Annotated in this window: 10 protein-coding genes; 4 read left to right on the top strand and 6 right to left on the bottom strand. The window is 69.6% G+C overall.

Going from position 1 to position 11210, the window contains the following annotated elements; translation table 11 throughout:
- Window positions 1-22 precede the first annotated feature (22 nt).
- A complete protein-coding gene (locus ABD830_RS10895; RefSeq protein ID WP_344986481.1) occupies window positions 23-1492 on the top strand; it encodes an aldehyde dehydrogenase (NADP(+)) in 1470 nt (489 codons plus the stop codon).
- A 100-nt stretch (window positions 1493-1592) separates the two neighbouring features.
- Here the strand turns inward: ABD830_RS10895 and ABD830_RS10890 are convergent, their stop codons facing one another.
- From ABD830_RS10890 to ABD830_RS10870, 5 genes are all read right to left on the bottom strand, one after another.
- Window positions 1593-2498, bottom strand: coding sequence for a 5-dehydro-4-deoxyglucarate dehydratase (locus tag ABD830_RS10890; protein WP_344986480.1), 906 nt, complete (start codon window positions 2496-2498; stop codon window positions 1593-1595).
- 12 nt (window positions 2499-2510) lie between these two features.
- Window positions 2511-3272 carry an IclR family transcriptional regulator gene (locus ABD830_RS10885; RefSeq protein WP_344986479.1) on the bottom strand — a complete coding sequence of 254 codons (762 nt, stop codon included), beginning with the start codon at window positions 3270-3272 and terminating at the stop codon, window positions 2511-2513.
- Window positions 3273-3339: 67 nt separating this feature from the next.
- Complete coding sequence (locus ABD830_RS10880; protein ID WP_344986477.1) at window positions 3340-4200, bottom strand: carbohydrate ABC transporter permease; 861 nt, start codon at window positions 4198-4200, stop codon at window positions 3340-3342.
- Window positions 4197-5126, bottom strand: a complete 930-nt coding sequence (locus ABD830_RS10875) for a carbohydrate ABC transporter permease (RefSeq protein WP_344986474.1) — start codon at window positions 5124-5126, stop codon at window positions 4197-4199. Before ABD830_RS10875 ends, ABD830_RS10880 begins: the two co-directional genes overlap by 4 nt.
- On the bottom strand, window positions 5123-6430 hold the full coding sequence (locus tag ABD830_RS10870; protein WP_344986471.1) for a sugar ABC transporter substrate-binding protein: 1308 nt from the start codon (window positions 6428-6430) through the stop codon (window positions 5123-5125). The genes ABD830_RS10875 and ABD830_RS10870 overlap by 4 nt, the downstream gene beginning before the upstream one ends.
- Before the next feature lie 136 nt (window positions 6431-6566).
- On the opposite strand from ABD830_RS10870, the gene ABD830_RS10865 reads away from it, so the two are divergent.
- The 3 genes from ABD830_RS10865 to ABD830_RS10855 all read left to right on the top strand — a co-directional run bounded on the left by ABD830_RS10865 (window position 6567) and on the right by ABD830_RS10855 (window position 9412).
- Entirely contained in the window at window positions 6567-7361 is a 795-nt protein-coding gene (locus ABD830_RS10865) for an NAD-dependent epimerase/dehydratase family protein (RefSeq protein WP_344986469.1), read from the top strand.
- Window positions 7362-7493: 132 nt separating this feature from the next.
- A complete protein-coding gene (locus ABD830_RS10860) occupies window positions 7494-8456 on the top strand; it encodes a LacI family DNA-binding transcriptional regulator (RefSeq protein WP_344986468.1) in 963 nt (320 codons plus the stop codon).
- Window positions 8453-9412: an aldose epimerase family protein gene (locus tag ABD830_RS10855; protein WP_344986467.1), complete on the top strand. Its 960-nt coding sequence runs from the start codon at window positions 8453-8455 to the stop codon at window positions 9410-9412. The genes ABD830_RS10860 and ABD830_RS10855 overlap by 4 nt, the downstream gene beginning before the upstream one ends.
- On the opposite strand, the gene ABD830_RS10850 is transcribed toward ABD830_RS10855, so the two are convergent.
- Entirely contained in the window at window positions 9394-11088 is a 1695-nt protein-coding gene (locus tag ABD830_RS10850) for a GAF domain-containing SpoIIE family protein phosphatase (RefSeq protein ID WP_344987661.1), read from the bottom strand. The two genes, ABD830_RS10855 and ABD830_RS10850, sit on opposite strands and share 19 nt — an antisense overlap.
- Window positions 11089-11210 lie beyond the last annotated feature (122 nt).

The following is an 11210-nucleotide window of genomic DNA, read 5'->3' as shown; positions in this document are numbered from 1 at the left end:
TCAAGCTCGGAAGGGCCTTTCGATGATCTACGGACACGACCCCAGGACCGGCGAGACCGTTGGCGCCGCACTGTCCGAAACCGACAGCGCCGGGGTCGACACGATCGTTTCCGCCGCGGCCGCCGCCGGCACGGCCTGGCGGGCGACTCCGGCGGCTGAGCGGGCGCTCGCACTCGAGGCCGTCGCCGACGCCCTCGCCGCGCACGTGGACGAGCTGTGGCAGCTCGCCGACCAGGAGACCGCGCTCGGCGAGGTACGGCTGCGCGGCGAGGTCGCGCGTACGGCGGGGCAGTTCCGGCTCTTCGCGCAGGTCCTCAGGGACGGCGGTTATGTCGAGGCCATCATCGATCACGCCGATGCCTCCCTCGCGCCGCCCCGGCCCGACGTGCGGCGGATGAAGCACCCGCTGCCGGGTGTGATCGCCGTCTTCGCGGCCAGCAACTTCCCGTTCGCGTTCTCGGTGGCCGGAGGCGACACGGCGTCCGCGCTGGCCGCGGGGTGTCCGGTGGTGGTCAAGGCGCATCCTGGGCATCCGAACACCTCCGAGCGGGTGGCGAAGATCGTCCGCGAGGCGCTGCCCGATCCCGACCTGCTGGGTCTGGTACAGGGCATGCAGGCCGGGGCCGACCTGGTGCAGCACCCCGGTGTGGTCGCGGCCGGGTTCACCGGGTCCGTGGCCGGGGGCAAGGCCATCCAGCGGCTGATCGACGAGCGCGAGGTGCCGATCCCGTTCTTCGGTGAGCTGGGCAGCGTCAACCCCGTCGTCGTGCTGCCGTCCGCGCCGGCCAAGGAGGTGGCCGCGGGGTTCGCCGGGTCGCTGACGCTGGGCGTCGGGCAGTTCTGCACCAACCCGGGGCTCATGTTCGTGCCAGAGGGCGACGAGCTGCGGGACGCCCTCGTCGAGGCGGTCGAGGGCACCACTGGCGGTCCCATGCTGGCCGAGCGGATCAGGGACGGGTACCTCGGGGGCGTCGAGCGGCTGGGCGAGCTGCGGCTGCTGGCCGAGGGCAAGCCGGGCGAGGGCAGCTGGGCGGTCACGCCCAAGGTGTTCACCGCCGATGTCGACACGTTCGAGGAGAAGCTGCCGCGTATCGCCGAGGAGTGCTTCGGCCCGGCGTCGATCGTGGTGACGTATCGGGAAATTTCTGACTTGCGGCCGGTGCTTGAGCGCCTGGAAGGGTCGCTGACCGCGACCGTCCACGGCACCGACCCGGACGAGGCCGGAGAGGTCGCCGAGGTTCTGGGGCGGAAGGCCGGCCGGCTCATCTGGAACGGGTGGCCGACCGGAGTGGCTGTGTGCTGGGCGATGCATCACGGTGGTCCTTGGCCCGCCGCGACCACGACCTCCACGTCTGTCGGGGCCACGGCGATCGAGCGGTGGCTGGCGCCCACGGCGTACCAGGACTGGCCGCAGGCGCTGCTGCCCGACGAGCTCAAGGACGGCAACCCGCTGTCCATTCCGCGGAGGGTGGACGGCCGCCTGGAGGCGTGAGCGGGTTCGCCCCGGGGGCTGCTGGGCTTTCGGGGCGAACCCGGTTCGCCCCGAAAGCCGTCGGGTTTCCCGGGGCGGACCCAGTCGCGGACGGCGAGGGTCAGGCGCCGGCGATCTCCAGCCCTTTCGCAATGATCCGTTCCAGGCACTCCAGGTGCTCGGGCGCCGGGTCCACCAGCGGTGCCCGTACGCCTCCCACCTCCAACCCTCGCATCCGCACCCCCGCCTTGACCAGCGAGACCGCGTACCCCGGTACGAGGTCCCGCAGCTCCACCAGCGGCAGGTAGAACTCGGTCAACAGCCGTTGCGTCAGCACCTCGTCCCCACCCGTGATCGCCTTGTAGAAGGCCAGCGCGATCTCTGGCGCGAACGCGAACACGGCGCTCGAGTACAGGCTCACGCCGAGCCCTCGGTAGGCCGGCACGGTCAGCTCGGCGGTGGGCAGCCCGTTGAAGAAGGTGAAGTCCTTCCGGGTCGAGCGCCGTACGGTCAGGATGATCCGCTGAAGCAGGTCGAAGTCGCCCAGCCCGTCCTTGAAACCGACGACGTTGGGCAGTTCGGCCAGCTCGGCGACGGCGGAGGGGGAGAAGCGGGCGGTGCCGCGCTGGTAGATGACGACCGGCAGGTCGACGGACGCGGCCACCTCGCGCACATAGCGCACCAGGCCGGCGGGAGGGCCGCTGACCAGGTAGGGAGGCATCAGCAGCAGCCCGTCGGCGCCCTGCGCGGCGGCGGCGCGAGCGATGGCCCTGGCGGCGGGCAGCGGGCCGCCGGCGCCGGAGAAGACGGGGAGGCGGCCCGCGGCGGAGGCCACGGAGACGGCCACCACGCGGGTGTATTCGTCGAGGTCGAGGGCGTTGAACTCGCCGGTGCCGCACGCGGTGAACACCCCTCCCGCCCCTGCGGCGACCCCCTCGGCGACATGCCGGGCCAGAGCGGGTTCGGCGAGGTCGCCATCGGCGTCGAAGGGGGTCACCGGAAAGAAGAGAACACCATCCAGCCGCATCGACAGTCCTTTCTAGCGGATGCCCTCCCTGCGGAGAGTGGCAGCCAGCTTGCGGGTGTGTTTGATCACTGCCTCGGTGACCTGCTCGACCTCGGCGGGTCCGAGCCTCGCGGGCATGGCGCAGCTGATCGCGTCCGTGGCCGGAATGCGGTAGTCGACCGCGACGGCCACGCAGGCCAGGCCGGGCGTGCCCTGCTCGCGTTCGTACGCCCAGCCCCGGGTGCGGACCTGGTCGAGCTCGCCGGTCAGCTTGTTCAGATCGGTGATCGAGTGCTCGGTCAGCCCGTCCAGCGGCTCGGGCAGCAGCGCCACCACCTCGTCGTCCGTGAGCTGGGCGAGCAGCACCTGCCCGAGCGCCGTGACGTGGGCGGGCAGACGCCGGCCCACCCTGGGGATCACGTGGTCGGCCTCACGCGACTCGCGGGTGGCCAGGTAGAGGACGTGCGCGCCGTCCCGGCGGGCGAAGTGGGCGGTCTGCCCGACCTCCGCCCGCAGGTCCTCCAGGGTCTCCTGCGCGAAGGGCAGCGCGGGGTCCTTGTCGAGGTACGCGGTGCCGGTCAGCAGGGCGTGCGGCCCGATGCCGAACGCCGACCTCGCCGAGTCGGTCTCGACCCAGTTGAGCTCGACCAGCGTCCGCATGAGGGCGTGCAGGCTGCTCCGCGGGAAGCCGGTGCGCTGCTGGAGCTCCGACAGCGTCAGGTGGTTGTGCGACTCGGCCAGGGCCTCCAGGATGCGTACCGTCCGCTCTGCGGACTTGACCAGCTGAGGCTCCATACTCATCCCATCTCGACTGCGGCTTCGGAGATCCAGAATATTGGATTGCGTCCAGATACATGGACGCTTAACCCTTGATGGCGCCGCTTGTCAGACCTCGCATGAACTGCCGCTGGAAGGCCAGGAACGCGATGATCGACGGCAGCAGCGCCAGCAGCGAGGCCGCCAGCAGGACGCCGATGCCCACCTCCTCGTCGGAGCGGAGCGACCGCAGCGCGATGGGCAGCGTCCACATGCTCGACTCCGGCGCGACGATCAGGGGCAGCAGGTACTGGTCCCAGATCATGGTGAAGCCGAAGACCCCGATCACGCCGAGCGCCGGACGGCACAGCGGCACGATGATGGTGGCGAAGATGCGCAGCTCACCCGCGCCGTCGATGCGGGCCGCCTCCTCCAGCTCTACCGGCACCTCCTTCATGAACTCGGTCATGACCAGGATGGAGAAGCCCCAGGCGCCGACCGGCAGGATCATGCCCGCGTACGTGCCGATGAGGTTGACGTGCAGCAGCGGCATGTCGGACAGGACGAGCGAGAGAGGGATCGCGATGATCTCCTCCGGCAGCATCATCGTGGTGAGCATGAGCAGCAGCACGAAGGTCATCCCGCGGAACTTCTTGCGCGCCAGCGAGTACGCGGCGAAGACGCTCACGAGCATCTGCAGCAGCAGGCCGAAGCCCACGACGATGAAGGAGTTCAGGAGATAGAGGTAGACGTTCTTCTCCTTGGCCTGGACGAAGTTCTCCAGGGTGAACTCGTCCGGCCAGAGGGAGAAGGAGGTGGGGTCCAGGGTCTTGCTGAACGCGCTCACCAGCAGTCCGACCAGCGGCCCGGTGAAAACCACCACCATAAAGCCATAAATCAGGACCTTTCCGGCAACGGCCATGGGGCCCTTGCGCGACTCCAGCCCCAGGGCGCTGTCGAACCTCATCTCGCCTGCCTCCTGCGCAGCATCTGAGCGATCAGGGTGAGTGCCAGCGTGGCCAGGAACAGCACGATCCCGCCCGCCGAGGCCACGCCCAGATCGTTCTTCTGGAACCCGAGCTTGTAGATCAGCGTCATCAGCACCTCGGACGAGCCGTTCGGACCGCCGTTCGTCAGGACGTACACCTCGACGAAGACCCGCAGCCCGCGGATGGCCGCCAGCGTGAACAGGATCCAGAACACCGGCCGCAGGGCGGGCAGCGTGATGTGCCGCAGCCGGTGCCAGGTGGAGGCGCCGTCCACGGCCGCCGCCTCGTAGAGCGTGCGGTCGACGCCGACCAGCCCCGCCAGGAAGATCATCATGTCGTACGGCGTGCCGCGCCAGATGCTCATCAGCATGATCGACCAGAGCGAGGAGTGCTCGCTGGCCAGCCATGGCTGGGGATCGACGCCGACCCAGCCGATGATCGTGTTGAGCATCCCGCTGTCGGCCGGGTGGAACATGATGCGCCACACCTCGGCCACGGCCGCCATCGTGGTGACGACCGGCAGGAAGGCGGCAGTCCGTACGAACCACAGATAGCGGGCGGGACCCTCGATGAGCAGCGCGAACCCGAGGCCCAGCACGAGCGAGCCGATCGTGGTGCCCAGCGCCAGCAGGATGCTGTGCCAGATGGCCGCGGCGAAGTCAGCGTCGCTGATGATCGTCTTGTAGTTCTCGAGGCCGAGCCACTCGTCACCGAGGAACGTCTGGACCTTGAAGAAGCTCTTCCACAGGCCCACGAACATCGGGATGAACTTGAAGTACAGGAACAGCAGGAGAGCGGGCGCCAGGAACAGCCAGGCCATCAGCGGCCCCCGCCACCGCACCCGCTTGGTGCGGCGATGGGGGGTCGCCGTGCGGCCGGGAGCCGGGGTGAGTGTGGAGGTCATGACGCTTTCTGGCTCTGGAGTTCCTGCGTGAGCTTGGTGTTCAGCTGGTCCATCGCCGTCTTGACGTTCGCGGAGCAGTCGGCCCAGACCGCGTTGATGGAGTCGGCGGAGTCCTGGCGGATCGGCGCCCAGTTCGGGACGGGCGGGGCGTAGACGGCGTTGGCGTAGGCGTCCTGGAACACCTTCCACCGCGGGTCCTGCCGCTCGCCGGCCATGTCGACCTGGGTGTTGACGGGCAGGCGGACGATGGCGCCGTTGGCGTCCTTGTTCATGCCGATCTTCTGGCCCTCAGGGGAGATCGCGAACTCGGCGAACTTCTTCTGCGCGTCCTGCTGGTCGGAGCCGGCCATCAGGTAGACGTTCTCGCCCTCGCCGAGCGTGCCGGGGCCGCCGGTCGGACCCTTGGGCAGGGGCAGCACCTCGATCTTGTCGGTGCCGATGCTCTTGACGAACCTCGCGAGCACGTACGGGCCGACCAGGTAGATGCCGCCCTGGCCCTTCTCGAAGACCTCGTGCGTGACGGTCGTGTCGTTGCTGACCGCGCCCGGGTTGACGGTCTTGGCCTTGCAGAACTGGTCCTGCAGGTACTGGACGGCCTCGACCGTCTTCGGGTCGTTGACCGTGGCCTGGAAGTGGCCGCCGCCGGTGCCCTTGATGAAGTCGCCGCCGTTGCCGTAGATGTAGGAGGAGGCGTACCAGGAGGCGTAGCCGCGCTTGGTGCCCGCGGGGATGACGAAGCCCGCCGTGTCGGCCTTGCCGTTGCCGTCGGGGTCCTTCTGGGTGAACGCCTGAGCCAGCTTGGCCAGGTCGTCCCAGCTCTTGGGCGGCTCCATGCCGACCTTCTCGCGCCAGTCCTTCCGTACGATGAGCGCGAACGCCTGGGCGGAGAACGGGGTGCCGTAGAACTTGCCGTCCGCCCCCGTCGCGGCCTGCCAGGCGCGGTCGGACAGCTTGTCGCCGCCGGCGAGCGAGGCCTTGTCGATCTCGCGGAGCCAGCCCTGCGAGTGCATGTTGCCGAGCTGGGCAGTGTCGTTGATGACGATGTCGGGAAGCTTCTTCTGGGCGGCCTGCTGGTTCAGCTTGGTCTCGAAGTCGTCGAATAGCGCGACGACTTTCGTCTTCACCCCGCTGGCCTTGGTGAATGCGTCGGCGAGTTTCACCGCCGTCTTGGCGGAGTCGGAATCGGGCGCCTGCCTGATCCAGATCTCCAGCGCGTTGTCTGAACCTGATCCCCCGGAACCGCAGCCTGTCAGCGTTACGGCCAGGGTCGCCGTGATCGCGACCCCCAGCAGACGACGTGACATCAGACCGCCTCCCGTTCACATACGTGGACATGAGTCGTGGACTTGAACTCGTGCCTGTGAACGTAACTAGCTGCATGGTTCACGGTCAATATTCAAGGATGTGAATTTCAGTCAGAATCGTGTACATCATGGATGCATGCGCATTCTTATGACCGGAGCCGCGGGAAAAGTCGGCACGCTGCTCCGCCCACGGCTCGCCCGCGACGGCCGCACGCTGCGGCTTTCCGACCTCCACCCGGTGGAGCCGGGCGCCGGTGAGGAGTGGGTCACGGCCGACCTCGCCGACCCGGCACAGGTGGCCGAGGCGATGAAGGGCGTGGACGCGGTGATCCATCTCGGTGGCGAGAGCCGGGAGGCTCCCTGGGCCGACATAGTGCAGGCCAACGTCAACGGGATGCAAGTGCTTCTTGAGGCCGCCCGCGAAGAAGGCGTCCGGCACCTGGTGCTCATGGGCAGCCACCACGCGGCCGGCTTCCAGACCCGCCCCGCCGACGGCTCCGAGCTGCCCGACTACGCCTTTCCCCGGCCCGACACCTTTTACGGGGTGAGCAAGGTCGTCATGGAGGCGCTCGGGAGTCTCTACCACGACCGGTTCGGCATGAACGTGACCGTGATCCGGCTCGGCACCTGCAACGAGGCCCCCGGCGACACGCGCGGCCTGGCCACCTGGATCTCGGCCGACGACCTGACCCGCTTGATCGAGGCGGCGCTGACCGCGCCCGGGTATCACGTGGTCTGGGGCGTCTCGGACAACGCGCGGCGGTGGTGGTCGCTGGAGGAGGCCAAGTCCATCGGGTACGTCTCCCGCGACTCCTCCGAGCCCATGGCCGCGGCCCTCATCGCCGAGCAGGGCGAACCGGACCTCTCGGAGCCGCTCCACGACCGCGCCGGAGGCGTGTTCACCCTCAACGCACTGGGCGAGCGCTGGTAACCCCGCCCCGCCGGTACGGGGAGGTGCGGCGTTTCGCTCGGCCCTTGGAGCAACCGGTTGCAAGAACCTTGACGACCGAAGGTATGAAGGTCAAGGTTTAGTCTGGCAACCGTTTGCAAAGGGAGGACGGCGATGGCGGCGACGATCAAGGACGTGGCGCGTGCCTGCGGCGTCCACGTGTCCACTGTGTCCCGCACCTTCTCCGCGCCGCATCTGGTCAATCCTGCCACCAGGAGCCGCGTGCTGGCCGCCGCCGACGACCTCGGCTACCGCCCCAACCGCGCGGCCAGGGCGCTCACCACCGGGCGCACGTTCAACATGGGCCTGATCGTGGCCGACATCTCCAACCCGTTCTTCCCGCCGCTCATCAAGGCCGCCCAGGCGCAGGCCAGGGGCCGGGACTACCACGTGTTCGTGGCCGACACCGACGAGGACCCGCGGGTGGAGGAGGAGCTGATCAGGACGTTCACCAAGCAGGTGGACGGCGTCCTGCTGTGCAGCCCCCGGCTGTCGAACAAGATGATCGAGCGCCTGGCGGAGGACGTGCCCTTCGTGGTGATCAACCGGCGGATCAAGGGCATGCCCGCCGTGCTGATGAACGTCGCCCAGGGCGCCAAGCTCGCGCTGGAGCACCTGGCCGGCCTCGGCCACCGCAGGATCGCGCTCGTGTCGGGCCCCATCGGCTCGTGGACCAGCAACGAGATGCAGGGCGCCGCCGCCGAGGCCCCCGGGCTCGACCTCGTCTTCTTCGGACCCAACCAGCCCACCGAGTCGGGCGGCCTGTCGGTGGCGGCGGACGTGGCGGCCTGCGGGGCGACCGCGGTGCTCGCGTACAACGACCTCGTGGCGCTCGGCCTCATCGAGGGGCTGTCCGCGATGGAGATTGGGGTACCAGAGAAGATAAGCGTCATCGGGTTCGACGACATCCTTCCGGGGCGGCTCAACCGGCCCAAGCTGACCACCGTCGCCATGCCGGCCGTGGCCGCCGGGAGGATGGCCGTCGACCTGCTGCTCCAGTCGGGGGGCGAGGGCGCGACAGTGACCCTCGACACCGCCCTCATAGTCCGCGAGTCCACGGGAAGGGCCCAAACATGATCTTCGGAACGCTGCCGTCGGGGGAGAGCGTCGAACAGGTGGAGCTGTCGTCGGGACGGCTGCGCGCCGAGGTCCTCACGTACGGCGCCATCGTGCGCTCGCTGGAGGTGTCGGGCCGCAACGTCGTGCTCGGCCTCGACACGCTGGAGGACTACCAGACCCGCAGCCGCTACTTCGGCGCGGTCGTCGGCCGGTACGGCAACCGCATCGCGAACGGCCGCTTCACCCTGGACGGCGTCGAGTACGAGCTGCCGCTCAACAACGGCGCCGCCAGCCTGCACGGCGGCATCGAGGGCTTCGACAGGAGGGTGTGGTCCATCGAGGAACGCACCGAGGGCTCGGTCACGCTGAAGCTGGTCAGCCCCGACGGCGACGAGGGCTACCCGGGCACGCTGACGGCCTGGGTCACGTACACGCTCGAGGACGACGCGCTCCGCATCGACTACGCCACGGAGGCCGACGCCCCGACCGTGGTCAACCTGACCAACCACTCCTACTTCAACCTCAAGGGCGAAGGCGACGTACGGGACCACGTCGTGCAGCTGGCCGCCGACCACTACCTGCCGGTGGACGAGCACAAGATCCCCACGGGTGAGCTCGCGCCGGTCAAGGGCACGCCGTTCGACTTCACCGAGCCGCACGCCGTGGCCGAGCGGTACGACGGCCAGTACGACCACTGCTACGTGCTCAGCGGTGACGGCTGCAAGGTGACGGCCGGCGGCCTGACCATGGAGGTCACGACGACCGAGCCGGGCGTGCAGTTCTACACGGGCAGCATGCTCGACGGGGGCGCGACGCCGTACGGGCCCTTCGCCGGGCTGTGCCTGGAGACCCAGCACTTCCCCGACTCGCCCAACCAGCCGCAGTTCCCCTCCACCGTGCTGAGGCCGGGCGAGCGCCGCACCTCGACCACGGCCTACAGGTTCACGACTGCTGCTCATGGCCTCACTTCGTGAGGCGGCTCGGTCGCTGAGAAGCCGTCGCCTTCCCTCGTCGCTCTGGTCGCTCCGCTCCCGGCGCTCCTCAGTCCAGGCGACGGCGCTCCCTCGCGATGCAGGGCGGCGGAGGCCTTGATCACCATCAGGGCCACGTCGTCCTGCGACGGCTCCTCGGCGAACGTGTCGACCGCGTGCCGGACGCGTTCGGCCACCGCGTGGGCGCTCAGCCCCCTGCAGCCGGACAGCAGCGCGGCCAGCCCGTCGCCGTCGTCGAGCAGCCGGTCGCCGTTGCGCCGCTCGGTCACCCCGTCGGTGACGCACAGCAGCACCTCCTCCGGCGCCAGCTCGAACGTCTCGACGTAGAACCTGGCACCGGCCTCGATGCCCAGCAGCAGCTGCGGGGCCGCCATCGCCTCGACCCTGCCGTCCGGCCGCAGCAGGAGCGGCGGCGGATGGCCGGCCGAGGCGATCGTGCAGAGCGCGCCGCCCTGGGGGAGCGGGGTCAGCTCGCCGCACAGCAGGCTGAGGAACCTGCCCTCCTCGCCCTCCTCCAGCAGCGCGTGGTTGAGCCGGTCGAAGATGTCGGCCACCGTGTAGTGCTCCTTGGCCAGCAGGCGTACGGCGTGGCGGGCCAGCCCCGTGACCGCGGCCGCCTCCGGGCCGCAGCCGCACACGTCGCCCAGCGCGAAGCACCAGTGATCGGCCACCGTGAACAGGTCGTAGAAGTCGCCCCCGACGTCCGTGCCCTCGCCGGCGGGCTCGTAGACGACCGCGGACTCCAGGCCCGGCATGGGCGCCACCCGCATGGGCAGCAGGCTCCGCTGCAGCACCCGCGAGGTGGTGGCCTGCCTGGCATAGAGCAGGGCGGTGTGCAGGTTGAGCGCGACCAGGCGGCACAGGTCCGCCAGCAGGTCGGCCACCTCCAGCGGCAGCGTCGGCTCGGCGCGGCCGATCACCAGCGCGCCGTACGACCTGCCCTGGGTGGCCAGCGGGAACGACAGCACGGTCTCCGGCCCCACCGGCCAGCTCACCTCGTCGAGCGCGGTGCGCGGGATGGCGGGCAGCGACTTGCGCAGGTCGGAGTTGTGGCGCTCCTCGCTGTGCCAGACGTGCGAGAGCCTGGTCATGCCCGCCAGATCGGTCAGGTAGACGGCTGCCCAGGTGGCGATCTTGGGCACGACGAGCTGCGCGGTCAGCGCCGCGATCAGCTCGTCGTCGTGTACGCCCGCCAGCAGCTCGCCCGCCTCGGCCAGGAACGAGAGCCGCCCCCGGTGCGCGCGGTCCTGCTCGGCCAGCCGCTCGCGTTGCACCGGACCGGCCACCTGACCGGCGATGTGCTGGAGGCTGACCGTGAGCTCGTCGTCGAAGCGGCCCGGCTGGGCGGCCGTCACCACGATGTAGCCGGCCGGCTCGCCGTTCACGAGCAGCGGCGCGCACGCCAGCGACCTGGCGTTCAGCTGCTGGGCCAGCTCGACGTCCACGGCGAGGAGATCCTCGATCATCGTGGGCGTCCTGCGCTCCGCGCCGAAGACGCCGGGGGCCAGCACCCCCACCAGCCCCGCCGTCGCACCCGCCCCTGCCGCCACGCCGAACCGGTTGCCGCCGTCCGCGGCCAGCAGCACGTACGCGGCGTCGCCGCCGCTGGACATCTGCACGATCTGGGCGATCGTGTCGAGCAGCTCCGCGAACGGCATGTCCTGGTCGAGCAGGTCCATGATGCGCCGACCGGCCTCCCGGCGCAGCGGCGGCGTCAGCAGATAGCCGTGCTCACGCGCCACCACCATCCAGATCGAGCATCGCTGCCCCTTCGTACGCA

The sequence above is a fragment of the Nonomuraea helvata genome (assembly GCF_039535785.1).
Lineage (GTDB): Bacteria > Actinomycetota > Actinomycetes > Streptosporangiales > Streptosporangiaceae > Nonomuraea > Nonomuraea helvata.
The sequence above is the reverse complement of the archived record's forward strand: the minus strand, read 5'-3'. Positions and strand labels throughout refer to the sequence as shown.